The organism is Kluyvera intermedia (genome assembly GCF_034424175.1).
GTDB classification, from domain to species: domain Bacteria; phylum Pseudomonadota; class Gammaproteobacteria; order Enterobacterales; family Enterobacteriaceae; genus Kluyvera; species Kluyvera intermedia.
Genome location: NZ_CP139986.1, coordinates 3,292,361 through 3,316,777 on the forward strand (window position 1 = coordinate 3,292,361; position 24,417 = coordinate 3,316,777).

20 protein-coding genes and 1 pseudogene are annotated in these 24,417 nt (G+C 53.3%); 14 read left to right on the plus strand and 7 right to left on the minus strand.

The genetic code is table 11. The annotated features are described in order from the left end of the window. Positions 1-59 precede the first annotated feature (59 nt). Positions 60-191 (plus strand): annotated as a pseudogene (locus U0026_RS15925) (helix-turn-helix domain-containing protein); the annotation flags it as partial. A gap of 68 nt (positions 192-259) precedes the next feature. Here U0026_RS15925 and U0026_RS15930 read toward each other — a convergent pair. After that, a complete protein-coding gene (locus tag U0026_RS15930) occupies positions 260-466 on the minus strand; it encodes a YbfA family protein (RefSeq protein ID WP_062775124.1) in 207 nt (68 codons plus the stop codon). A gap of 305 nt (positions 467-771) precedes the next feature. On the opposite strand from U0026_RS15930, the gene kdpF reads away from it, so the two are divergent. From kdpF to potE, 9 genes are all read left to right on the plus strand, one after another. Then, positions 772-861 (plus strand): K(+)-transporting ATPase subunit F, encoded by a 90-nt coding sequence (gene kdpF / locus U0026_RS15935; RefSeq protein ID WP_077625464.1) that lies wholly within the window; start codon positions 772-774, stop codon positions 859-861. Continuing rightward, positions 861-2,540, plus strand: coding sequence for a potassium-transporting ATPase subunit KdpA (kdpA, locus tag U0026_RS15940; RefSeq protein WP_062775126.1), 1,680 nt, complete (start codon positions 861-863; stop codon positions 2,538-2,540). Before kdpF ends, kdpA begins: the two co-directional genes overlap by 1 nt. 20 nt (positions 2,541-2,560) lie before the next feature. Next, entirely contained in the window at positions 2,561-4,609 is a 2,049-nt protein-coding gene (gene kdpB, locus U0026_RS15945; protein WP_062775127.1) for a potassium-transporting ATPase subunit KdpB, read from the plus strand. Positions 4,610-4,619: 10 nt separating this feature from the next. After that, positions 4,620-5,195: a potassium-transporting ATPase subunit KdpC gene (kdpC, locus tag U0026_RS15950; RefSeq protein ID WP_062775129.1), complete on the plus strand. Its 576-nt coding sequence runs from the start codon at positions 4,620-4,622 to the stop codon at positions 5,193-5,195. Between the two features lie 2 nt (positions 5,196-5,197). Further along, positions 5,198-7,885 carry a two-component system sensor histidine kinase KdpD gene (gene kdpD / locus U0026_RS15955; protein WP_062775268.1) on the plus strand — a complete coding sequence of 896 codons (2,688 nt, stop codon included), beginning with the start codon at positions 5,198-5,200 and terminating at the stop codon, positions 7,883-7,885. Continuing rightward, entirely contained in the window at positions 7,882-8,559 is a 678-nt protein-coding gene (gene kdpE, locus U0026_RS15960; RefSeq protein ID WP_062775131.1) for a two-component system response regulator KdpE, read from the plus strand. Before kdpD ends, kdpE begins: the two co-directional genes overlap by 4 nt. Before the next feature lie 279 nt (positions 8,560-8,838). Then, on the plus strand, positions 8,839-8,943 hold the full coding sequence (gene speFL / locus U0026_RS15965; RefSeq protein WP_006819052.1) for a leader peptide SpeFL: 105 nt from the start codon (positions 8,839-8,841) through the stop codon (positions 8,941-8,943). Positions 8,944-9,185: 242 nt separating this feature from the next. After that, positions 9,186-11,381, plus strand: coding sequence for an ornithine decarboxylase SpeF (gene speF, locus U0026_RS15970; RefSeq protein ID WP_062775132.1), 2,196 nt, complete (start codon positions 9,186-9,188; stop codon positions 11,379-11,381). After that, positions 11,378-12,694: a putrescine-ornithine antiporter gene (gene potE, locus U0026_RS15975; RefSeq protein WP_062775134.1), complete on the plus strand. Its 1,317-nt coding sequence runs from the start codon at positions 11,378-11,380 to the stop codon at positions 12,692-12,694. Before speF ends, potE begins: the two co-directional genes overlap by 4 nt. Positions 12,695-12,852: 158 nt before the next feature. Here potE and pgm read toward each other — a convergent pair whose 3' ends face one another. Together pgm and seqA are read right to left on the minus strand one after the other, a co-directional pair. Beyond that, positions 12,853-14,493 (minus strand): phosphoglucomutase (alpha-D-glucose-1,6-bisphosphate-dependent), encoded by a 1,641-nt coding sequence (pgm, locus tag U0026_RS15980; protein WP_062775136.1) that lies wholly within the window; start codon positions 14,491-14,493, stop codon positions 12,853-12,855. Between the two features lie 33 nt (positions 14,494-14,526). After that, positions 14,527-15,093: a replication initiation negative regulator SeqA gene (gene seqA, locus U0026_RS15985; protein ID WP_062775137.1), complete on the minus strand. Its 567-nt coding sequence runs from the start codon at positions 15,091-15,093 to the stop codon at positions 14,527-14,529. A gap of 182 nt (positions 15,094-15,275) precedes the next feature. Here seqA and ybfF point away from each other — a divergent pair, with 182 nt between their 5' ends. The 4 genes from ybfF to fur all read left to right on the plus strand — a co-directional run bounded on the left by ybfF (position 15,276) and on the right by fur (position 17,892). Then, complete coding sequence (ybfF, locus tag U0026_RS15990) at positions 15,276-16,040, plus strand: esterase (protein WP_062775139.1); 765 nt, start codon at positions 15,276-15,278, stop codon at positions 16,038-16,040. A 130-nt stretch (positions 16,041-16,170) separates the two neighbouring features. Continuing rightward, complete coding sequence (gene ybfE / locus U0026_RS15995; RefSeq protein ID WP_062775141.1) at positions 16,171-16,464, plus strand: LexA regulated protein; 294 nt, start codon at positions 16,171-16,173, stop codon at positions 16,462-16,464. Positions 16,465-16,614: 150 nt separating this feature from the next. Further along, positions 16,615-17,145 (plus strand): flavodoxin FldA, encoded by a 531-nt coding sequence (gene fldA, locus U0026_RS16000; protein ID WP_062775143.1) that lies wholly within the window; start codon positions 16,615-16,617, stop codon positions 17,143-17,145. 294 nt (positions 17,146-17,439) lie between these two features. Beyond that, on the plus strand, positions 17,440-17,892 hold the full coding sequence (fur, locus tag U0026_RS16005; protein ID WP_062775144.1) for a ferric iron uptake transcriptional regulator: 453 nt from the start codon (positions 17,440-17,442) through the stop codon (positions 17,890-17,892). Between the two features lie 121 nt (positions 17,893-18,013). Here fur and U0026_RS16010 read toward each other — a convergent pair whose 3' ends face one another. The 4 genes from U0026_RS16010 to nagE all read right to left on the minus strand — a co-directional run bounded on the left by U0026_RS16010 (position 18,014) and on the right by nagE (position 24,130). Further along, complete coding sequence (locus U0026_RS16010; protein ID WP_062775146.1) at positions 18,014-18,355, minus strand: ChiQ/YbfN family lipoprotein; 342 nt, start codon at positions 18,353-18,355, stop codon at positions 18,014-18,016. Positions 18,356-18,405: 50 nt separating this feature from the next. Further along, positions 18,406-19,812: a chitoporin ChiP gene (chiP, locus tag U0026_RS16015; RefSeq protein WP_062775148.1), complete on the minus strand. Its 1,407-nt coding sequence runs from the start codon at positions 19,810-19,812 to the stop codon at positions 18,406-18,408. Between the two features lie 496 nt (positions 19,813-20,308). After that, positions 20,309-21,967, minus strand: a complete 1,659-nt coding sequence (gene glnS, locus U0026_RS16020) for a glutamine--tRNA ligase (RefSeq protein WP_062775149.1) — start codon at positions 21,965-21,967, stop codon at positions 20,309-20,311. A 213-nt stretch (positions 21,968-22,180) separates the two neighbouring features. After that, positions 22,181-24,130: a PTS N-acetyl glucosamine transporter subunit IIABC gene (gene nagE / locus U0026_RS16025; protein WP_062775151.1), complete on the minus strand. Its 1,950-nt coding sequence runs from the start codon at positions 24,128-24,130 to the stop codon at positions 22,181-22,183. Positions 24,131-24,417: the final 287 nt, after the last annotated feature.

Genomic DNA, 24,417 nt, shown 5'->3' on the forward strand with positions numbered 1-24,417 from the left:
GGAAAAAGTGAGGATAAGAATGGATAAAACAGCAAAAAATCAGATAGTCGACAGCGATAGTTGAAATTCCGCCTATGGGTCAACTGACGATACCCGCGAGTGCGAATGAGCATCTTGCCGGGCAAACGCTTTGCGTACTAAGCGGCAGCCTTGATTTTCGCGTTAATCATCAAACTCATCATTTACACGCTGTTGCAGACGAAAAAAAACCGCCCCGTTTCAGCGGAGCGGTTTTGATCATTTATTTACAACATCAATATTAATAGAAGTCGCAGGCGGCCTCTTCAGCCTGCGCCATCCATACCGGCTTATCGCTGGTTTTAGACCAGACGCGGTGCAGATAGCTGTAAAAACGGGCGCGGTCTTTCCAGAACAACATCACCGGCAGCGCGACAATCCCCGCCACCACGGCGAAAGTACGGCGCAGCAATACAATGTGTGCAGGATATTTTTTATACAGTTCCATATTCTCTCCCCTAAGTTGGCCGGCAATCAGCGCCGGAAAATAAACTTGAGTAATCTGGCTAAAAGAGTACCGCCTTTTGTGTAATTTTACTACTCATCCGACCACTTTTTTATGCTCGTTTGGCCTTTATTTACATTCAGCGCGTAATTGAGTTACGCGATTGTTAAATTAATACTAACCATTAGTTAAAATGTGCCTTTGGCCATTTTTATACTTTTTTTACACCCCGCCATTCTATTTTTGCAAAATCTTTGCACCTGAAATCCTACGCTTAGCGCCATAACTCAACCGTCCGGAGGTGGATTGTGACTACAGGCGTAATAGCCGGCGTGGTGCTGGTGTTCCTGTTACTGGCGTATCTGGTTTATGCCCTTTTGAAGGCGGAGGCGCTGTGATGGCTGCTCAAGGATTTTTACTGGTCACCAGCTTCCTGCTGGTGCTGTTTGTGCTCGCCCGCCCGCTCGGAAAAGTATTGGCGGGGATGATCGCCAATACGCCGCTGCCGGGTCTGGCCCGCTGTGAAAATGGGCTGTGGCGCGTGTTGGGGATTTCCGGGCAAGAGATGAGCTGGGGGCGTTACGTTATCGCCATTTTACTGCTCAATCTTTGCGGGCTGGTGGCGCTATTCGCCCTGCTGATGTTGCAGGGCTACCTGCCGCTGAACCCGCAGCAATTACCGGGATTATCATGGCATCTGGCGCTCAATACTGCCGTCAGCTTTGTCAGCAACACCAACTGGCAATCCTACAGCGGGGAAACCACACTGAGTTATCTCAGCCAGATGGCCGGGCTGACGGTGCAAAACTTCCTCTCTGCGGCTACCGGTATTGCTGTGCTGTTTGCCCTGGTGCGTGCCTTTGCCCGCCAGAGTGTTAACACACTGGGTAATGCCTGGGTCGATATCACCCGCATTACACTGTGGCTGCTGTTGCCGATTTCTCTGCTGCTAGCGATGTTCTTTATTCAACAAGGCGTGCTGCAAAACTTCCTGCCTTACCAGCCGTTTACCACACTTGAAGGCGTGCATCAGGTGCTGCCAATGGGGCCGGTGGCATCGCAGGAAGCCATCAAAATGCTCGGCACTAACGGCGGCGGTTTCTTTAATGCCAACTCGTCACACCCGTTTGAAAACCCGACCGCGCTGACAAGCTTCGTACAAATGCTGGCGATCTTCTTAATCCCTGCTGCCCTGTGTTTCGCATTTGGTGAAGCGGTGGCCGACAACCGCCAGGGCCGCGCCATCCTGTGGGCGATGACGCTGATTTTCGTGGTCTGCGTGGCGGTAGTGATGTGGGCCGAAACCAAAGGCAACCCGCATCTGTTACAGCTTGGCGCTGGCAGTAGCATCAATATGGAAGGCAAAGAGAGTCGCTTTGGCATCCTTGCCAGTAGCCTGTACGCCGTCGTCACTACTGCGGCATCCTGCGGGGCCGTCAACGCCATGCATGACTCCTTTACCGCGCTGGGCGGCATGATCCCGATGTGGTTGATGCAGATTGGTGAAGTGGTGTTCGGTGGCGTCGGCTCTGGCCTGTACGGCATGCTGCTGTTCGTCCTGCTGGCGGTGTTTATCGCCGGTCTGATGATTGGTCGCACCCCGGAATATCTCGGCAAGAAAATCGATGTTCCCGAAATGAAAATGACCGCACTGGCGATTCTGGTGACGCCAACGCTGGTGCTGCTCGGTACAGCGCTGGCGATGATGACCGATGCCGGACGCGGCGCGATGGCGAACCCCGGCTCGCACGGGTTTAGCGAAGTGCTGTACGCCGTGTCATCGGCGGCCAACAACAACGGCAGCGCTTTTGCTGGGCTTAGCGCCAATACCCCGTTCTGGAACGTTCTCCTCGCCGTGTGCATGTTCGTCGGTCGCTTTGGCGTCATCATTCCGGTGCTGGCGATTGCCGGTTCACTGGTGACCAAGAAGATCCAGCCCGCTACGCCGGGAACGTTGGCGACTCACGACGCGCTATTTATCGGTCTGCTGATTGGCACCGTGCTGCTGGTCGGTGCGCTGACCTTTATTCCCGCCCTGGCGATTGGTCCAGTGGCGGAACATCTTTCCCTGTTTTGAGTGATGCGGAGCTATTGGTTATGAGTCGCAAACAACTGGCCCTGTTCGAACCTTCGCTGGTTCGCCAGGCGATTATCGACGCCGTAAAGAAACTCAATCCTGCCCTCCAGTGGCGCAATCCGGTGATGTTTATCGTCTGGCTGGGTAGCGTACTGACCAGCGGCCTGACCGCTGCCATGGCGATGGGTCTGCTGTCCGGTAACACGTGGTTTAGTGGCGCGATTGCCCTGTGGCTGTGGTTTACCGTGCTGTTTGCCAACTTTGCCGAAGCCATGGCCGAAGGTCGTAGCAAAGCACAGGCTAACAGTCTAAGAGGGGTCAAGAAGACAGCATTTGCCCGCAAGCTGCGCGAAGCCCGTTACGGCGCGCAAATGGATCATGTTCCGGCTGATGAGCTGCGTAAAGGCGATGTGGTGCTGGTGGAAGCTGGCGACATCATCCCTTGCGACGGCGAAGTGATTGAAGGCGGTGCGTCGGTCGATGAGAGCGCCATTACCGGGGAGTCTGCGCCGGTGATCCGCGAGTCTGGCGGCGACTTTGCCTCGGTGACCGGCGGGACGCGCATTCTTTCCGACTGGCTGGTGGTGCGCTGTAGCGTCAACCCCGGCGAAACCTTCCTCGACCGGATGATCGCCATGGTTGAAGGCGCACAGCGCCGCAAAACGCCGAACGAAATCGCCCTGACGATTCTGCTGGTGGCGCTGACCATTGTCTTTTTGCTGGCGACCGCCACGCTGTGGCCATTTTCCGCCTGGAGCGGCACGCCAATTAGCGTCACCGTACTGGTCGCTCTTCTGGTATGTCTTATCCCAACCACCATCGGCGGCCTGCTGTCGGCCATCGGTGTGGCGGGCATGAGCCGTATGCTGGGAGCAAATGTCATTGCCACCAGCGGTCGCGCGGTGGAAGCCGCGGGCGATGTGGATGTGCTGCTACTGGACAAAACCGGCACCATCACGCTCGGCAACCGTCAGGCGTCGCAGTTTCTACCAGCACAGGGGGTGGATGAGAAAACGCTGGCCGATGCCGCACAGCTTTCATCGCTGGCGGATGAAACGCCAGAAGGCCGCAGTATCGTGGTACTGGCAAAACAGCGCTTTAATCTGCGCGAACGCGATGTGCAGGCGCTGCATGCGACGTTCGTGCCGTTTACCGCCCAAAGCCGCATGAGTGGGATTAATATCGACAACCGCATGATCCGTAAAGGCTCCGTCGATGCCATTCGCCGTCATATTGAAAGCAACGGCGGAAGCTTCCCGCCAGACGTTGAGCAAAAGGTAGAAAGCGTTGCCAGCCTCGGTGCAACGCCATTGGTCGTGGCGGAAGGCGCACGGGTGCTCGGGGTCATTTCGCTCAAAGATATCGTCAAAGGTGGCATTAAAGAACGCTTTGCCCAGCTACGTAAAATGGGCATTAAGACGGTGATGATCACCGGCGATAACCGCTTAACTGCCGCCGCCATTGCTGCCGAAGCGGGCGTCGATGATTTCCTTGCCGAAGCCACGCCGGAGGCCAAACTGGCGCTGATTCGTCAGTACCAATCGGAAGGCCGGATGGTGGCAATGACCGGTGACGGCACCAATGATGCCCCAGCGCTGGCGCAGGCCGACGTCGCGGTAGCGATGAACTCCGGCACCCAGGCGGCGAAAGAAGCCGGCAACATGGTCGACCTCGACTCCAACCCGACCAAGCTGATTGAAGTGGTACACATCGGTAAACAGATGCTGATGACCCGTGGCTCGCTCACCACCTTTAGCATCGCCAACGATGTGGCGAAGTATTTCGCCATTATTCCGGCGGCATTTGCCGCCAGTTGGCCGCAGTTGGGCGTGCTGAATATCATGCATCTGCATTCACCGGACTCGGCCATTTTGAGCGCCGTCATTTTTAACGCGCTGATTATTGTCTTCCTGCTGCCGCTGGCGCTCAAGGGCGTGAGCTATCGCCCGCTGTCGGCGTCAGCGATGCTACGTCGCAACCTGTGGATTTATGGTGCAGGTGGCCTGTTGGTGCCGTTTATCGGTATTAAAATCATTGATGTGCTGTTAACCCTGCTGGGTTGGGTGTGAGGAAAAAATGATGTCTGCATTACGTCCTGCTATGGTGATTTTTCTGTTTCTGGCAGTGGTGACCGGCGGGCTTTATCCGCTGCTCACCACCGCACTGGGGCAATGGCTGTTTCATACCCAGGCCAACGGCTCGCTTATCTTTGAAAACCATGAACTGCGGGGATCGCAGTTGATCGGTCAGAACTTTAGCGATCCGGGTTATTTCCAGGGCCGTCCTTCCGCGACCGCAGATATGGCCGATAATCCAATGGCTTCCGGCGGTAGCAATCTCGCAGCCAGTAACCCGGCGCTGGATAAACAGTTCACCGACCGCATCGCGGTACTGCGCGCCGCTAACCCCGACGCCAGCCTTGCCGTGCCGGTTGAACTGGTCACCGCCTCCGCCAGTGGACTGGATCCAAACCTGACGCCTGCCGCCGCATTGTGGCAGGTTCCGCGCATCGCCAAAGCGCGTCAGGTTTCTGTGCAATGGCTGACGCAGCAGATTGAGATTGCCACCTCGACGCCGTTACTCGGCTTTCTCGGTCAACCTGTGGTAAATATTACTGAGCTGAATATGGCGCTGGATGCCCACAAGGATAATTGATGATGACCGACGAGCCTCTGCGTCCCAATCCGGATCGCCTGCTGGAACACACCGCCGACACGCACCGGGGGAAATTGAAGATTTTCTTCGGTGCCTGCGCTGGGGTGGGAAAAACCTGGGCGATGCTGGCCGAGGCGCAGCGTCTACGCCAGCAAGGGTTAGATGTCCTCGCGGGCGTAGTGGAAACTCACGGGCGCAAAGAAACGGCGGCCATGCTCAAGGGACTCAGTACGCTGCCGCCTAAGCGCACCGCCTATCGTGGGCGCTACGTGGTGGAGTTTGATCTCGACGCCGCCCTCGCCCGTCGCCCAGCGCTGGTGTTGATGGATGAGCTGGCGCACAGCAATGCGCCCGGCTCCCGTCACCCCAAACGCTGGCAGGATATTGATGAACTGCTTGAGGCGGGCATCGATGTCTTTACTACCGTTAACGTCCAGCATCTGGAAAGCCTGAACGACGTGGTCAGCGGCGTCACCGGAATTCAGGTGCGCGAAACTGTCCCCGATCCCTTTTTTGATGCGGCTGATGAAGTGGTGCTGGTTGACCTTCCCCCGGACGATCTGCGCCAGCGTCTGAATGAAGGCAAAGTCTATCTGGCGGGGCAAGCCGAGCGAGCGATCGAAAATTTCTTCCGCAAAGGCAATCTGATTGCCCTGCGTGAACTGGCGCTGCGCCGCACTGCCGAACGTGTTGACGATCAGATGCGCGCCTGGCGCGATACGCAGGGCCAGGAAAAAGTCTGGCATACCCACGATGCTATCTTACTGTGTATCGGCCATCATACCGGCAGCGAAAAACTGGTGCGTACCGCCGCCCGTCTGGCCTCGCGGCTGGGCAGCGCCTGGCACGCGGTGTATGTCGAAACACCGACGCTCCACCGCCTGCCAGAACCGCAGCGGCGGGCAATCCTCAACGCTCTACGACTGGCGCAAGAGCTGGGGGCGGAAACCGCAACGCTTTCGGAGCCGTCAGAGGAAGCCGCGCTTATCCGCTACGCGCGCGAACACAACCTCGGCAAAATCGTTATTGGTCGGCAGAAAAACCGCCAATGGTGGCGCGGCGAACGTTTTAGTGAACGGCTCTCCCGCCACGCGCCGGAGTTGGATTTGTTGGTCGTTGGGGTGGATGAAACACCGTTATCGCTGCCTGAGCGCCCGCACGACAAGCGACCGTTTATTGATAAATGGCGAGTACAGATCCGCGGCTGTCTGGTGGCGGTGGGGCTGTGCGCGGCGATCACGCTTGTCGCCAACCAATGGCTGGTGGCCTTTGAGGCCGCGAACCTGGTGATGCTCTATTTATTGGGCGTGGTTATCGTGGCCCTGTTCTATGGTCGTTGGCCGTCGGTGCTGGCGACGGTAATTAACGTGGTCAGTTTTGACCTCTTTTTCATTGCACCACGCGGCACGCTGGCGGTTTCGGATGTGCAGTATCTGCTGACGTTTGGCGTCATGCTCACCATCGGGCTGGTCATCGGTAATCTAACCGCCGGGGTGCGTTATCAGGCGCGAGTCGCGCGTTATCGCGAACAACGAACCCGTCATCTGTACGAAATGTCAAAAACGCTGGCGGTAGGCCGTAACGCGCTCGATATTGCTCGCACCTGCGAGCAGTACATCCGCTCGACGTTCCAGGCTCGCAGCCAGGTCTTGTTACCGGATGAACACGGTAAACTGACAGCGCTCACCCATCAGGAAGGGATGACGCCGTGGGATGAGGCTATCGCCCACTGGAGTTTTGACAAAGGGCTCCCCGCCGGAGCCGGGACCGATACCTTGCCCGGTGTTCCCTATCAAATCTTACCGTTGCGCAGCGCCAACCACACTCACGGGCTTATCGTGGTTGAGCCGAATAATCTGCGTCAGTTAATGATCCCAGAGCAACAGCGGCTGCTGGAAACCTTTACCCTGCTGGTGGCCAGCGCGCTGGAACGTCTGGCGCTCACCGCCAGCGAAGAGCAGTCACGGCTTATCAGCGAGCGCGAGAGTCTACGCAACTCGCTGCTGGCCGCCCTCTCCCATGACCTGCGCACCCCGCTGACCGTGCTGTTCGGGCAGGCTGAAATTCTGACCCTCGATCTCGCCAGCAGCGGTTCTCCCTATGCGCCACAGGCCAATGAAATTCGCCAGCATGTGCTGAACACCACCCGGCTGGTTAATAATCTGCTGGATATGGCCCGCATTCAGTCGGGTGGATTTAACCTTAATAAAGAGTGGCTGACGCTCGAAGAGGTCGTCGGCAGCGCGCTGCGGATGCTGGAGCCGGGACTTGGCGGGCGCAAAATCAGCCTCTCACTGCCCGACCCATTAATGTTGGTGCATCTTGATGGCCCGCTGTTTGAACGGGTACTGATTAATCTGCTGGAAAATGCGGTCAAGTACGCCGGTCACGAGGCGGAAATCGGCATTAGCGCCGCCACCGAGGGCGATAATCTGCTCCTTGATGTCTGGGATACCGGCCCGGGGATCCCAGGCGGTCAGGAGCAGCAGATTTTCGCGAAGTTCGCCCGGGGTCATAAAGAGTCGGCCATCCCCGGCGTTGGGCTTGGGTTGGCCATTTGTCAGGCGATTGTCGATATTCACGGCGGTACCCTTTCCGCCCACAACCGCCCGGAAGGCGGCGCCTGTTTTCGTGTTACACTTCCACGAGAAACACCGCCCGAACTTGAAGAGGTACCGGAGGAACTGTGACCAGCGTTCTGATCGTTGAAGATGAACACGCCATTCGCCGTTTTCTGCGCACTGCGCTGGAAGCCGAAGACCTGCGCGTTTATGACGCTGCGACCTTACAGCGTGGCTTGCTGGAGGCGGCAACGCGTAAACCAGACCTGGTTATCCTCGACCTTGGCTTGCCCGACGGCGATGGGCTCGATTTTATTCGCGATATTCGGCAATGGAGCCCGGTGCCGATTATTGTGCTGTCGGCGCGCAGCGATGAACGCGATAAAATTGCCGCACTGGATGCCGGTGCCGATGACTATCTGAGTAAACCCTTTGGCATTGGCGAATTGCAGGCACGCCTGCGGGTAGCACTGCGTCGTCATGCCAGCGCACAGCCCAATGAACCGGTCGTGACCTTTTCGGATATTACCGTTGACCTCGCCGCGCGTCGTATCGTTCGCGGCAGCGAAGAAATCCATCTCACGCCGATTGAGTTCCGTTTGCTCGCGGTGCTACTCAATAACGTGGGCAAAGTGTTGACCCAACGCCAACTGTTAAGCCAGGTTTGGGGGCCGAACGCGGTGGAGCATAGTCACTATTTGCGCATTTATATGGGGCACCTTCGCCAGAAACTTGAAATAGATCCCGCGCGACCACAGCATTTATTAACGGAAACGGGGATTGGCTATCGTTTCATGGTTTGAATACTTATTCAATTATAAACTTTCCGCCCTATCTTTTATTTCACGTATTATTTAATCGAAGCACTTAAGTATTACCCAGGTGCCACTATCTTTATTTAAATAGAATTAAAAACACTTCATTAACAAAATATAAACAATACAGCATTTCATCCTGCCGTTATCCCTACCAATAATGGATTATTTTACTAATGATCTCCTGTTATTGATCAATCTCACAGTTTTAACCTCATTCAGAGATAAAATGACCTCGCCTTAAGATATTCATTGGAGGTATACGAAATGGAAAACAATAACCGAATGATGCCCCACATACGACGGACAACACATATTATGATGTTTGCCCACCGTAATAGTTTCGACTTTCACTTCTTTAACGCCCGATAAGTCTTCCGACTTCGGGCGCCCCGCAGCTATTCCTTGCTAATACAGGCTCTCGCCTGCTGCCAGCGCTCGCCATGACAAACCTTTAAGCTTCCGGCCACCGGACCGGTTGGGTTTGTGACATCCTGAAAAAAGTACCGTCCTGATTTTATCATCAGCGGGATCGTATTGCTTTTTTTCCGGCGATATCAATTTCTCCTTTGAGAAATTGAGGGACTGCTATTACCTAAAATAAAGAGTCGAAAATGTCTGAATTAAAAATTGCCGTCAGCCGTGCTTGCCCGGACTGTTTTACTACCCAGCGCAGTATTACCCATACCTGTGACACGAATTTTATTGATGTTGCAGCCGCCGTATTATCTATTGAAGACATTGAGTGCGGTAAACTCGATGAAATAGATGCAACCGGTTATAACCTGCCTGTGTTTATTGCTATTAATAAAGATCAGATTGTCCCATCTGAATATCTCTCACGTATTCAAGGGGTGTTTGAACATGACGAAACCCGCAATGATTTCTACGGTCGTCAGCTAGAGTCTGCGGCCCACAAGTATGAAGTCCAGCTACGCCCACCGTTCTTCAGCGCGCTGGTGGATTACGTCGCACAAGGTAACAGTGCGTTTGACTGCCCAGGACACCAGGGCGGTGAATTCTTCCGCCGTCATCCTGCCGGTAATCAGTTCGTTGAATACTTTGGCGAAACATTATTCCGCTCAGATTTGTGCAACGCCGACGTCGCAATGGGTGACTTGTTAATTCACGAAGGCGCACCGTGCATTGCCCAGCAGCACGCGGCTAAAGTGTTTAACGCCGACAAAACTTACTTCGTACTAAACGGGACCTCTTCGTCTAACAAAGTGGTGTTAAATGCACTGCTGACCCCAGGGGATCTGGTGCTGTTTGACCGTAACAACCATAAATCCAACCACCATGGTGCACTGCTGCAAGCGGGCGCAACCCCGGTGTATCTGGAGACCGCACGTAACCCGTACGGCTTTATCGGCGGGATCGACGCGCACTGTTTTGAAGAAAGTTACCTGCGCGAACTGGTCGCTGAAGTGGCACCGAACCGCGCGCGTAATGAACGTCCGTTCCGTCTGGCAGTGATCCAGCTTGGCACCTACGACGGCACTATTTATAACGCTCGTCAGGTCGTGGATAAGATTGGTCATCTATGTGACTACATCCTGTTTGACTCTGCTTGGGTGGGTTATGAGCAGTTTATTCCGATGATGGCTGACTGTTCGCCGCTGCTGTTGGAACTTAACGAAAATGACCCGGGTATTCTGGTCACTCAGTCAGTACATAAACAGCAAGCCGGTTTCTCACAGACATCGCAAATCCATAAAAAAGACAGCCATATCAAAGGCCAACAGCGCTATGTTCCGCATAAACGCCTTAACAACGCCTTTATGATGCACGCGTCCACCAGCCCGTTCTATCCGCTGTTTGCCGCGCTGGATATCAACGCCAAAATGCATGAAGGGCAAGCGGGCCGTAATATGTGGATGGATTGCGTCTCCAACGGTATCGAAGCACGTAAGCTGATTCTCGATAACTGTCATCATATTCGTCCGTTCGTCCCAGAACAGGTTGACGGTAAAGCCTGGCAATCCTTCCCAACCCAGGACATTGCCAACGATCTGCGCTTCTTCCACTTCGTCCCAGGCGAACGCTGGCACGGCTTTGAAGGCTACGCTGAGCATCAGTATTTTGTCGACCCATGCAAACTGCTGCTGACCACGCCAGGCATTGACGGTAACGGCGAGTACGACACCTTTGGTGTGCCAGCGACCATTCTGGCGAACTTCCTGCGTGAACACGGCGTTGTCCCAGAAAAATGCGACCTCAACTCCATTCTGTTCCTGCTGACGCCAGCTGAAGATATGGCCAAGCTGCAACAACTGGTGGCGCTTCTGGTGCGCTTTGAAGCGCTGCTGGAAGCTGATGCACCGCTGAAAGAGGTTCTACCGTCGCTTTACGGTCAGTATAAAGATCGTTATGCCGATTACACCCTGCGTCAGCTGTGTCAGGAAATGCATAACCTGTATGCCCGTCACAACGTCAAACAGCTGCAAAAAGAGATGTTCCGTAAGTCACACTTCCCTCGCGTCAGCATGAACCCGCAGGATGCCAACTACGCCTATCTGCGCGGTGAGGTTGATCTGGTTCCGTTGTCACTGGCGGAAGGTCGCATCGCCGCCGAAGGTGCTCTGCCGTATCCTCCTGGCGTGCTGTGTGTTGTTCCGGGTGAAATCTGGGGTGATTCAGTACTGCGTTACTTCACCGCGCTGGAAGAAGGGATCAATCTGTTACCGGGCTTTGCGCCAGAGCTTCAGGGGGTTTATATCCAGGAGCATGATGGGCGCAAACAAGTGTGGTGCTATGTCATTCAGACTCAGTTGCCGCAACCTGCGCTGCTGAAAGGTGAGAAATTATGAGCAAAGCCAACAATAAAATGGGTGTTGTTCAGCTCACCATCCTGACGATGGTGAACATGATGGGCTCCGGTATTATCATGCTGCCCACCAAACTCGCTGAAGTCGGCACCATTTCGATTATCTCCTGGTTAGTCACCGCCGTCGGTTCGATGGCGCTGGCCTGGGCCTTCGCTAAGTGTGGGATGTTCAGTAAGAAATCCGGTGGTATGGGCGGTTATGCCGAGTATGCGTTTGGCAAGTCCGGCAACTTTATGGCCAACTATACCTATGGGGTTTCGCTGCTGATAGCCAACGTGGCGATCGCCATTTCCGCTGTGGGTTACGGCACCGAGTTATTCGGTGCTGCGCTGAGTCCGGTGCAAATCGGGCTCGCCACCATCGGTGTGCTGTGGATTTGTACGGTTGCCAACTTCGGTGGCGCACGTATTACCGGGCAAATCAGTAGCATAACGGTGTGGGGGGTGATTATTCCGGTAGTCGGTCTGTGCATCATCGGCTGGTATTGGTTCAGCCCAACAATGTACGCGCTATCCTGGAACCCACATCACGTACCGTTCTTTACCGCGGTAGGCTCTTCAATTGCCATGACGCTGTGGGCCTTCCTCGGTCTGGAATCCGCCTGTGCTAACGCTGAAGTGGTGGAAAACCCAGAACGTAACGTGCCGATCGCCGTACTGGGCGGGACGTTGGGGGCGGCGGTAATTTATATCATCTCCACTAACGTGATCGCCGGGATCGTGCCTAACATGGATCTGGCAAACTCCACCGCGCCGTTCGGTTTGGCCTTCGCGCAAATGTTCACGCCGGAAGTCGGCAAAGTGATCATGGCGCTGATGATCATGTCGTGCTGCGGTTCACTGCTCGGCTGGCAGTTCACTATCGCTCAGGTGTTTAAATCCTCTGCGGATGAAGGCTACTTCCCGAAAGTGTTCTCTAAGGTCAGCAAAGCGGATGCGCCGGTCAAAGGGATGTTGGTGATTGTGGTGATTCAGTCTGGGTTGTCACTGATGACGATAAGCCCGTCCTTGAATAATCAGTTCAACGTGCTGGTTAACCTGGCGGTTGTTACCAACATCATCCCGTACATCCTGTCGATGGCAGCGCTGGTGATTATCCAGCGGATGGCGAATGTGCCTGCGGGTAAAGCCCGTATGGCCAATATCGTGGCGTTTATCGGTGCGATGTACAGCTTCTATGCCCTGTTCTCTTCAGGTCAGGAAGCCATGCTGTATGGTTCCATCGTGACCTTCCTCGGCTGGACGCTGTATGGCTTGGTATCACCGCGTTTTGAATTGAAAAACAAACACGGTTAATTCGCAATCCCCTGGGTTTATCCATTAAAAAGGGAGCCAATTGGCTCCCTTTGAAACGGCTGATAAAGCCCAGATAATCGAGTAGCCCGGACGAGGCGGTACGCCGAACTCCGGGGAACTCCCGGCGGCGCTGCGCTTGGCCGGGCTACTTTGAGCGCTTAGGCGTTTTTCAACACTTCGCTGACAATCTCTACCGCTTCTTTCTCAATCTGCTGACGATGCTCTGCGCCGAGGAAGCTTTCACAGTAAATTTTGTAGGCGTCTTCTGTGCCGGATGGGCGCGCGGCGAACCAGCCGTTGTCGGTCATCACTTTCAGACCGCCAATAGACGCACCGTTACCCGGAGCCGCCGTCAGACGTGCGGTGATAGGGTCACCCGCCAGCGTGCTTGCGCTGACCATTTCTGGAGACAGCTTAGACAACGCCGCTTTCTGTGCGGAAGTCGCACTCGCCTGCAAACGGTTGTAGCTCGGCGCACCAAAGCGTGCTGCCAGCTCATTGTAGTGTTCCTGCGGGTCCTTACCGGTCACTGCGGTAATTTCTGCCGCCAGCAGACACATGATGATGCCGTCTTTATCGGTTGACCACGGAGTACCGTCGAAACGCAGGAATGATGCTCCCGCGCTCTCTTCGCCGCCGAAGCCAAAGCTACCGTCGTACAGACCGTCAACAAACCATTTGAAGCCAACCGGTACTTCCACCAGCTTGCGACCCAAAGCGTTAACCACACGGTCAATCATGGCAGAAGAAACCAGCGTCTTACCGACCGCGACGTCTTTGCCCCACTGTGGACGATGCTGGAACAGATAGTTGATTGCCACAGCCAGATAATGGTTCGGGTTCATCAACCCTGCCGGGGTGACGATACCGTGACGGTCGTAATCCGGGTCGTTAGCGAACGCCAAATCAAATTTGTCACGCAGCGCCAGCAGACCGGCCATGGCGCACTCGGAGGAGCAGTCCATACGGATTGCGCCGTCTTTATCGAGGTGCATAAAGCGGAAAGTCTGATCAACGTGATCGTTAACGATGGTCAGGTTCAGGTTGTAATGCTTAGCGATACGTTTCCAGTATTCAATACCGGAGCCGCCCAGCGGATCGACACCCAGCGTCAAACCTGCTTTCTGGATAGCCGCCATATCGACGATATCCGCAAGCCCCTCAATAAATGGCTGAACCAGATCGATCTCTTGCACATGACCTGAAGCCAGAGCCTCAGCATAAGAAATGCGCTTAACGCCGTTAAGGGAAGCGGCCAGCAGTGCGTTCGCACGGTCTTCAACCGCTTTGGTGACGTTGGTATCAGCCGGGCCGCCGTTTGGCGGATTGTATTTGATACCGCCATCTTCCGGCGGGTTGTGGGATGGCGTGATCACAATCCCATCGGCAAGTTTGCCACCCTTTTTATTATGGACCAGGATAGCGTTGGAGACCGCAGGGGTCGGTGTAAAGCCATTGTTTTCCTGCACAATGACATCGACACCGTTTGCCGCCAACACTTCAAGCACGGAAATAAACGCAGGCTCAGACAGCGCGTGAGTATCTTTCCCGACATAGCATGGGCCCGTAATTCCATTTTTCGCGCGCTCTTCAGCAATCGCCTGAGCAATGGCCAGAATATGCTTTTCGTTGAAGCTGTGGCGACCTGCGCTCCCACGGTGACCGGAAGTCCCGAATTTCACCGCGTGTTCCGCGTTACCCACTTCTGGCTGCAGCACGTAGTACTGGGCCGTCAGTTGAGCTACGTTTATCAAATCACTTTGCTGTGCGGGTTGACCCGCACGGGTATGGTTTGCCATTGCCTGGTCCTTCTTATGCAAGGGGTAAAGTATTTAGATAGTCCCGCAAACCTTTTCAATCAATTCCACCGGGAACTGCATTGACTGCATGATGTGCTCGACCATGCTGCATTTACGGCCTGTATTGGTGTTGGTAATGACCCAGTATGGTGTATCGGGTACCTGCTTCGGTTTGGTCTGGTTGCCGTTTTTAACGAGCGTCTGCTCGTCGGCCGCAAAATAGACGCGGGTACGACCATGCAGCGATTCGGTGGCTTCGGCGAAGGCCTTGTTATCCAGCGAGTACAGCGTGGTTAGAATCAGCATGAAGCGGTTAACCGCTTTTTTCTGCTCAGCATATTCGTCGGAGAGCAGCAGTTCACGCATTGCGCGGACTTTGTCTTTAGCCGTTTTTACCGTTTTAACTTCAGCAACGGGAGCAGCCACTGGCGCAGGCGCCGGTTGTTCTGCTTTGACGACCGGCGCAGCAACCACTGCGGGCTGTGAAGCGGCGGAGAATTTCAGCATACGCCGTAAAATGTCGGACGCGCTCTCGCCAATGTGCAGAGTGTGAGCCGCAATATAGCGATAGAGCTCGTCATCAACTTCGATCGTTTTCATCTTAATCCGGTGCGATAATTTTTCTGAATACAATTCATTGGGATTATAAAGTCAAAACCCAACAGCGGGTAGCGCCAAACCAGGAAGACGGCAAAATTAGGATGAGTTCCCGACTTGCCCCTGAGCGTTAGAATGTCCAACATGATACCCTAACCCGACAACGCGAAAAAAAGAACTTTGCTATGAAATTGAATGTCCGAGCGCAATCTGCACAAAACCTGCACAATAATTCCCCCATTGTTCTCGTTCACGGTCTGTTTGGCAGCCTGGACAATCTTGGGATCCTCGCCCGCGATCTGGTCGTCGACCACGATATTCTCCAGGTTGATATGCGTAACCACGGATTATCTCCGCGTTCTGACGAGATGAACTATCCTGCGATGGCCCAGGATCTCCTTGATACCCTCGACGCAAACAACATTGAGAAGGCAACGGTTATCGGTCACTCAATGGGGGGCAAAGCAGTGATGGCGCTTACGGCACTGGCCCCGGATCGTATTGACCATCTGGTGGCGATTGATATTGCACCGGTGAATTATCACGTCCGTCGCCATGATGAGATTTTTGCCGCAATTAATGCTGTAACCAATGCTGGCGTCGCAACGCGCCAGCAGGCCGCCACGGTGATGCGTGAGTTCTTACACGAAGAAGGCGTGATTCAGTTTCTGCTGAAATCGTTTGTTGACGGCGCATGGCGCTTTAACGTCCCGGTGCTGTGGGAGCAATATACGAATATCGTTGGCTGGGAGACCATTCCAGCCTGGGACCACCCTGCCCTGTTTATTCCCGGCGGTAACTCATCGTATGTCACCGAAGCCTATCGCGACTCGCTGCTGGCGCAATTCCCGCAGGCCAAAGCGCACGTGATTGCCGGCGCGGGTCATTGGGTTCACGCCGAAAAACCGGATGCGGTACTGCGCGCTATTCGTCGCTACCTCGCAGAGTGATTAAAAATGCAACGACTGCGCGCCAGAATAGCCGCGGTCGTTGGCGTGTGGGCCCCACTGATGTATGATTGCGCGCTGTCTGCATCGGGCACTGCCCGGTAGCTTGTTTTCCCCGAAGTCACTCAGAACCATGGCAAAAGAACAAACGGACCGTACGACACTAGATTTGTTCGCAAATGAGCGTCGGCCGGGAAGACCAAAAACCAATCCGCTTTCGCGTGACGAACAGCTCCGCATCAACAAGCGCAATCAGTTAAAACGCGACAAGGTTCGTGGGCTGAAGCGCGTTGAGCTGAAGCTGAACATCGAGGCCGTTGATGCGCTCAACGAGCTGGCGACTGCCCGTGATATGAGCCGTAGCGAACTTATCGAAGAAATGTTGATGAGTCAGCTTGCGCTGCTGCACGGACAGGGGAAAGTCTGAAAATCCCCCCAAAACACACTTTCATGTAGCAGAGTGTGCAGTACGGCACGATTGCTGTTTCCGCACCCTTCTCTGTTCTGCTATGATTGCCCTTATCTGTGGGCAATAAGCCACCACCATATCATTAAGTTTCAAGAGGTTATTTTACTCATGGCAATCGTTGGCATCTTCTTCGGTAGCGATACCGGTAATACCGAAAATATCGCAAAAATGATTCAAAAACAGCTTGGTAAAGATGTCGCTGAAGTTCACGACATTGCCAAGAGCAGCAAAGAAGACCTGGCGGCCTTCGACATCCTGCTGCTGGGTATCCCAACCTGGTACTACGGCGAAGCACAGTGTGACTGGGATGATTTCTTCCCAACGCTGGAAGAAGTTGATTTCAATGGTAAACTGGTTGCACTGTTCGGCTGTGGCGACCAGGAAGACTATGCAGAATATTTCTGCGATGCCCTGGGCACCATTCGCGACATCATTGAACCACGTGGTGCTACCATCGTCGGCCATTGGCCTACCGCGGGTTACCACTTTGAAGCGTCAAAAGGCCTTGCCGATGATGATCACTTTGTGGGCCTGGCCATTGATGAAGATCGCCAGCCAGAACTGACCGCTGAGCGCGTTGAGAAGTGGGTTAAGCAGGTTGCGGAAGAGCTGCACCTGGAAGAAATCAAAAACGCCTAGTCGTAATAATGAGGCCGATAATAAATCGCGCCTCATTAATAGGTAAAAGCAATCAAAATAATAGCTACAATTTTTTAACTTTTTGCCACATACCTGTACAATATCTTCTGATTTAGCGTCGTTTCACCGCTTATTTTGTCGGTGAAGCCTCGTTTTTGAAAGCTTAGCTGGCCCGAGCCTTGCTGTTTTCATTTTGCCAGGGGCATTCTATAATGAGACGCATTAATTCGGGTGCATTCTCTGTGAAACTTTCGCTGATGGAAGTTAATCGTTTAGCAACAGGACAGATTCCGCATGACTGACAATAACACCGCATTAAAGAAGGCTGGCCTGAAAGTCACACTTCCACGGTTGAAGATTCTCGAAGTTCTTCAGGAACCAGATAACCACCATGTCAGCGCGGAAGACTTATACAAACGCCTGATCGACATGGGTGAAGAGATTGGCCTAGCCACGGTTTACCGCGTGCTTAACCAATTTGATGATGCTGGCATCGTTACGCGCCACAATTTTGAAGGCGGTAAATCCGTTTTCGAACTGACCCAGCAGCATCACCACGATCACCTTATCTGCCTCGACTGCGGCAAGGTTATCGAGTTCAGCGACGAATCCATTGAAGCTCGTCAGCGTGAAATCGCCACGAAGCATGGAATTCGCTTAACTAACCACAGTCTTTATCTTTACGGTCACTGCGCTGAAGGCGACTGCCGTGAAGAAGAAAACGCTCACGAAATCATCGAGAAATAATTTCTCCGATCTCGTCAAAAGCCAGCCATTGTGCTGGTTTTTTTTTGCCTGTCATTTGCCTAGCACCATGAAAAAACCGCTGCAAGCAGCGGTTTTTTCAGTTATCAACATTGGGGTTATTTTATTTTTGTGGCGTATTATTGCTGCGAATTTCCTGCCAGATTTTATCGCAACGACTGGCGACCGCCTGGTCATTGCCCGTTTTGCGAGCCAGGATACACTGCTGATAATCCAGCACGCGTACGCTTTCCTGACTGGCAAACTGCTCATGCGTTTTATCCTGGCGCAGCACGTTCAGTACGCTCTGACAGGCTTCAATTTTATCCGGATTCCCCTGCGCGGTGTTAATACAGGCGCTGTAAGCATCCTTCAGCTTGCTATCTTCTTTCGGTGCCGGTGAGGGTGACTGTACGCAAGCGGTCAGACCGGCAGCCATTAAGGCGACAATAATTAATTTTTTCATACGACGAGCCTCTTAGCAGCGACAGAGGTCTCCCCCTGCCGCATCCAGCATCAGAAAATAGTGAACGGTGCGATCATCATGAATTTCACGTCGCGCTCATCCTGGAAGATGTTGCCGTAACCACCGCCCCAGCTTGGGATATCGGAGTGGTTGTCGTATTGCGTGAAGTGCAGCTTGAACAGCGTACCCTTCGCACGACCTTCCTGGACGGTATACATCATGTCGAGGCTATAGGCAGACTCTTTGATAGTATTGTTTTTGTCGTAGTAAGCATCCGGGTTCATCTGCCAGGTTGCTGGTTTCGCATCCCACGCATAGACGTAAGACGCACCGACTGCCCAACCCGGCAGGTTCCAGTTTTTCAGGTCATACATTGAACCGAAGAACACTGCTTTTTCGCCGTTGGCGTTGAAGTCTGAGCGGTTGTCCCACCAGATATCCAGACGACCATTAGACGATGCATAGGTCGGGGTCATACGTTGCAGGAAGTAGCCTTGCTGGCCGTCTGCTTTAACCCACGTCCCTTCCAGGCGGAAATCAAAGACTTCATTGAGCTTATAGCCGAAGGTCAATGCTTGCAGCCATGCGGTACCGTCGTAAATATCGTTCACGCCGCCATCGCTGACTTTGTCACGCGTTCCATAGAACTGGTAGCTGGTGGTCAACGGGCCGCCAGGAAGATCAAATTTGTAGCTACCTTTGGCGAAGTACTGATCGATATAGCCTTCTGCCTGACCAAATGCTGCTTCCAGCACCAGGTCATTTTTGAAATCGTATTTAGCACCGATGGAGTGCAGATAGTCGACCTTGGATTTCTTATCGTTTTGATAGAAGTTATCCATTTCAAGGTGCCACGGCGCCTTGTATTCATTGGTCCACATGTAGGAGAAGCTCAGTGCACCAGAGTCGCCGTAGTCAAAGTTTGCCCCAGCTTCAGCACCCTGATAGGTACCTGGCATAAAGCTCCAGTGTGGCGCCAGCAGCGTCTGACCGGTCGGCTGGATATAACCGGCACGTGCCCAGGTTGGCCCGAGTTTAAATTTAGCGGCCGCTTTATACAGGCTGATACCACTCTTATCACCGCTGTAATCTTCGCTGTAGCCTTTATTCTTTGAGGAGAACGCGATTTCGTTCGGGTGACCACTTTCCGCACTTTCGTTCATTTCAATGGCGGTAAATGCAGCAATATCAATACCGAACATATCGGCAGCATAACCTGACTGGAAGTCGAGATTGGCGTTCCAGGTGGAGTGTGAGAGGTTGGTTTTATATTTATCGTGATCGGTGACATCTTTACGGTCACGTTCACGCTGCCAGTAGTAAATGCCGCCGGTTAATGTGGAGTCGTCAATAAACCCTTCAGCTTTCGCATCCGGAGCGACTGCGAAGCCTGACAGTGCTGTCACACCGGCGATAGCCAGCGCCAGCGTACTACGTTTGCCACTAAACGTACGCATAGTTATATCCTCTTTGACTTTTAAAATGCCGCTGCAAAGCAGAGGCAAAAAATAAAAACTTTAAAAAAAATGAACTTCTTAAAAAAGGTGTTTCGCTACACCGATAGACTATTTTTCGCGACGCGAATTATCAATCCTTTTCCGCAATGAAAGTGCAGGATTATGACAAGGCGCACATATTTGGTTTCAATGTGTAACGGAATGCGTTGTTAACATTTATTGACGTCAACCCGTATGGGGGCTGGACGAAATGTTAATGAGACCGTTTACATCGAGAAAAGATAAAGAAGAGTGTAAAAAATCGAGAATGTCTTAGAGGCAGGAAATTTATATTAATTCGCTACGCGAATCTACGACGGGTCAATTAGCGCCAAAAAAACACCGCCGAAGCGGTGTCTTAAAGTACTTGCAGTCTGTAGGCCTGATAAGCGAAGCGTCATCAGGCAGATTGCCGGATGGCGGCGTTGCCTTATCCGGCCTACAACTACGCAATGATCTAGCCTACCCAGGTATCACGCAGACCAACGGTGCGGTTAAACACCAGCTTATCAGCGGTGCTGTAGCGGCTATCGAGGCAGAAGTAACCCTCACGCTCGAACTGGTACGCTTTACCGGCTTCAGCGGCCTGCAGAGACGGCTCAGCATAGCCCTGCTTGATAACCAGTGATTCTGGGTTCATCACCGTTAGGAAGTCTTCCGCTGCACCTGGATTTGGCACGCTGAACAGGCGATCGTACAGACGGATTTCAATTGGCAGCGCATGTGCCGCGCTTACCCAATGAATCACGCCCTTCACTTTACGGCCGTCAGCCGGATCTTTGCTCAGGGTGTCGGCGTCATAGGTACAGAAGATGGTGGTGATATTGCCTTCGGCATCTTTCTCCACACGCTCTGCTTTCACCACGTAGGCGTTACGCAGACGCACTTCTTTGCCCATCACCAGACGCTTATACTGCTTGTTCGCTTCTTCACGGAAGTCAGCGCGGTCAATCCACAATTCGGCGCTAAACGGCACATCACGGCTGCCCATTTCCGGGTTGCTCGGATGATTAGGCATGGTGACCTGCTCGCTTTCACCCTGCGGGTAGTTTTCAATAACCAGTTTAACCGGATCGATAACCGCCATCGCACGCGGTGCGTTTTCGTTCAGATCTTCACGAATACAGGATTCCAGAGAAGCGATCTCAATGGTGTTGTCCTGCTTGGTCACGCCAATGCGTTTGCAGAATTCGCGAATTGCCGCGGCGGTATAGCCACGACGACGCAGACCAGAGATGGTCGGCATACGCGGGTCATCCCAGCCTTCAACGTGTTTTTCCATCACCAGCTGATTCAGCTTACGCTTGGACATCACGGTGTATTCCAGATTCAGGCGCGAGAATTCGTACTGACGCGGGTGAACCGGAATAGTGATGTTATCCAGAACCCAGTCGTATAAACGACGGTTGTCCTGGAATTCCAGCGTACACAGAGAATGCGTGATGCCTTCCAGCGCATCGCTAATGCAGTGGGTGAAGTCGTACATCGGATAGATGCACCACTTGGTGCCGGTCTGGTGGTGATCGGCAAATTTAATACGGTACAGAACCGGATCGCGCATGACGATAAACGGCGATGCCATATCGATTTTTGCACGCAGGCACGCCGTACCTTCCGCAAAGCCACCGCTGCGCATTTTTTCAAACAGCGCCAGGTTCTCTTCTACGCTGCGATCGCGGAACGGGCTGTTTTTACCCGGTGCGGTCAGCGAACCACGGTATTCGCGGATCTGCTCTGGCGTCAGTTCATCGACATAGGCCAGACCTTTGTTAATCAGCTCCACCGCATAGGCATGCAGTTGATCGAAGTAATCAGAGGAGTAGCGAACGTTGCCAGACCAGTGAAAACCTAACCACTCGACGTCATTTTTGATGGACTCAACGTATTCGATGTCTTCTTTTACCGGGTTGGTGTCATCGAAACGCAGGTTGCATTGGCCCTGGTAGTCTTGCGCGATACCGAAGTTCAGGCAGATAGATTTCGCGTGGCCGATGTGCAGATAGCCATTCGGCTCTGGCGGAAAACGGGTATGCACCGTGTTGTGCTTACCGGTAGCCAGATCTTCATCAATGATCTGACGAATAAAGTTAGTCGGGCGGGCTTCAGCCTCACTCATCGTAGATTCCTCAAAGCGTAAACAACGTATAACGGAACATGATCTTATAAGCCGGACAGGCTGACAACCTTTAGTTACGCAAAAAACGTCTCAAACGAGAATATTACGGCGGATTGATGCAAAAAAAAGCGGCGGAGGATTATCCCCCGCCGCTTTTACTTCATCTCATATTGCCGGATAACGGCGCTTACGCTTTCTCCGGGCTACGAGCGATTACTTACCTTTGATTTCATACAGCGGTGTTTGACCTGCAACGACATGACCTTCGGCTTTAATAACCAGCGCGCCGAAATCATCGCTATTGCTGCAAACAACCGGGCTAATCATCGAGCGTGCATTAGCATTGAGGAAGTCCAAATCCATTTCCAGGATTGGCTGACCGGCAACCACTTCAGCACCCTCTTCAACCAGACGTTTAAAGCCTTTACCTTCCAGCGCAACGGTATCGATACCCATGTGGACAACGATTTCCGCGCCTTTGGTGGTTTCCAGGCAGAATGCGTGGTTGGTATTGAAGATTTTAACAATGGTACCTGCCGCTGGAGAAACGACGGTTTTATCCGTTGGTTTCACCGCCACGCCGTCACCGACCGCTTTGCTGGCGAAGGCTTCATCAGGAACCTGCTCCAGCGCCACGATATCACCGGTAATTGGCGAAACCAGCGTTTCAACGGTCGCAGCATTCGCGACGGCCTGTGGTTTTGCCACGGTAGCGGCTACCGGTGCGCTTTCTGCTGCTGCGGCGGCGGCAACTGGGCCACGCGCAACCACTTTCTTCATTTCATCACCGATAGACTCGGCTTTCGCACCCACAATAACCTGAATGGTCTGCTTGTTCAGTTTCACCACACCGGAAGCGCCCAGACGTTTGCACATCGCATCGTTCACTTTCGCAGAGTCGGCAACACTCAGACGCAGACGAGTAATACAGGCATCAATCGCTTTCAGGTTGTCAGTACCGCCTACCGCTGCAATGTAGCTGGTGGCTAGTTGAGCCAGACCTTCTTCGGTATTGCTGTTTGCTTCATTGGTGACAACATTGTCGTCCTGGTCTTCGCGGCCTGGTGTTTTCAGGTTAAACATGCGGATAACCACACTGAACAGCACGAAGTAAATCACGAAGAATACCAGGCCCATCACCACCAGCATCCAGACGTTCTGACTTGCTGCCGGCAGGCTGTACATCAACACGTAGTCAATTGCACCTGCGGAGAAGGAGAAGCCAGCGTGGATACCCAGCAGCGTCGCCAGGAACAGACTCACCCCGGTCAGGATCGCGTGCAGGAGGTACAGAACCGGCGCCAGGAACATGAACAGGAATTCCAGCGGCTCGGTTACACCGGTCAGGAACGCGGTGATGGCCACGGACAGCAGCATACCGCCGACCATTGGACGACGTGCTTTAGGCGCTGCGAAGTACATCGCCAGCGCTGCACCCGGCAGACCAAACATCATAATTGGGAAGAAACCGGACATGAACATGCCCGCGGTGCCGTCACCTGCATAGAAGCGGTTGATATCACCGTGGAAGACCGCGCCAGCCGCGTTGGTGAATTCACCAATCTGGAACCAGGCGATAGTATTCAGTACCTGATGCAGACCGGTTGGGATCAGCAGACGGTTGATGAAGCCAAAGATACCAGAACCCAGCGCGCCAGCACCTACGATCCACTCACCACCGGCATGGATGGCGTTCTGCACCGGTGGCCACACGTAGCCAAAGATGGCCGCCAGCACCAGACAGAAGAAGCCAGTGGCAATTGGCACGAAGCGCTTGCCGCCAAAGAAGCTCAGGAAATCTGGCAGTTTGATACCAGACCAACGGTTGTAAGTCGCACCCGCGACCAGACCAGTAATGATACCCGCCAGCACACCCATATTGATGGCTGGGTTGATGGTAACCATTGCTTTGGTCAGAACGAAATAACCGACGGCCCCTGCCAGCGCTGCTGCACCGGCGCTGTCTTTAGACCAGCTAGATGCCACACCGATGGCGAAAATCAGCGCCAGGTTATCGAAAATGGAGCCACCCGCTTGCGCGATAAATGGCACGTTCAGTAAATCTGGCTGACCAAATCGCAGCAACAGCGCCGCCACCGGCAGCACGGCGATAGGGAGCTGTAATGCCCTACCTAGTCGCTGGAAAAAACCTAAAATATTCATCTTATTCCCCCTACGAGACCCCGACACGGCTCATTTAAGCCATTTTTTATTGTGCGAAAAAGCGTGGTACTGCGATGTCTTGTAAACTGTAGTCACGCCTCTTCAGGATTATGAGTGTGTGGAAGTTTAATTCGTATCGCAAATTAAACACGTGTTTTTTGTGACTATAGTCACCAAATATTGTTCTCACTACTCCCTTTCACTGGCTAACCATGAAAACTTATTTTATCATTCAAAAAATCAAAACGGATTGCTCCCTGTCGATGTAAACGGGTTAAGCTTAAGAA

Excerpts from the sequence above, each read along its gene's own strand:
- U0026_RS15930 (WP_062775124.1), bottom strand. The coding sequence starts at position 466 with ATGGAACTGTATAAAAAATATCCTGCACACATTGTATTGCTGCGCCGT.
- kdpA (WP_062775126.1), top strand. The coding sequence starts at position 861 with ATGGCTGCTCAAGGATTTTTACTGGTCACCAGCTTCCTGCTGGTGCTG.
- kdpB (WP_062775127.1), top strand. The coding sequence starts at position 2,561 with ATGAGTCGCAAACAACTGGCCCTGTTCGAACCTTCGCTGGTTCGCCAG.
- kdpC (WP_062775129.1), top strand. The coding sequence starts at position 4,620 with ATGTCTGCATTACGTCCTGCTATGGTGATTTTTCTGTTTCTGGCAGTG.
- kdpD (WP_062775268.1), top strand. The coding sequence starts at position 5,198 with ATGACCGACGAGCCTCTGCGTCCCAATCCGGATCGCCTGCTGGAACAC.
- speFL (WP_006819052.1), top strand. The coding sequence starts at position 8,839 with ATGGAAAACAATAACCGAATGATGCCCCACATACGACGGACAACACAT.
- speF (WP_062775132.1), top strand. The coding sequence starts at position 9,186 with ATGTCTGAATTAAAAATTGCCGTCAGCCGTGCTTGCCCGGACTGTTTT.
- potE (WP_062775134.1), top strand. The coding sequence starts at position 11,378 with ATGAGCAAAGCCAACAATAAAATGGGTGTTGTTCAGCTCACCATCCTG.
- pgm (WP_062775136.1), bottom strand. The coding sequence starts at position 14,493 with ATGGCAAACCATACCCGTGCGGGTCAACCCGCACAGCAAAGTGATTTG.
- seqA (WP_062775137.1), bottom strand. The coding sequence starts at position 15,093 with ATGAAAACGATCGAAGTTGATGACGAGCTCTATCGCTATATTGCGGCT.
- ybfF (WP_062775139.1), top strand. The coding sequence starts at position 15,276 with ATGAAATTGAATGTCCGAGCGCAATCTGCACAAAACCTGCACAATAAT.
- ybfE (WP_062775141.1), top strand. The coding sequence starts at position 16,171 with ATGGCAAAAGAACAAACGGACCGTACGACACTAGATTTGTTCGCAAAT.
- fldA (WP_062775143.1), top strand. The coding sequence starts at position 16,615 with ATGGCAATCGTTGGCATCTTCTTCGGTAGCGATACCGGTAATACCGAA.
- fur (WP_062775144.1), top strand. The coding sequence starts at position 17,440 with ATGACTGACAATAACACCGCATTAAAGAAGGCTGGCCTGAAAGTCACA.
- U0026_RS16010 (WP_062775146.1), bottom strand. The coding sequence starts at position 18,355 with ATGAAAAAATTAATTATTGTCGCCTTAATGGCTGCCGGTCTGACCGCT.
- chiP (WP_062775148.1), bottom strand. The coding sequence starts at position 19,812 with ATGCGTACGTTTAGTGGCAAACGTAGTACGCTGGCGCTGGCTATCGCC.
- glnS (WP_062775149.1), bottom strand. The coding sequence starts at position 21,967 with ATGAGTGAGGCTGAAGCCCGCCCGACTAACTTTATTCGTCAGATCATT.
- nagE (WP_062775151.1), bottom strand. The coding sequence starts at position 24,130 with ATGAATATTTTAGGTTTTTTCCAGCGACTAGGTAGGGCATTACAGCTC.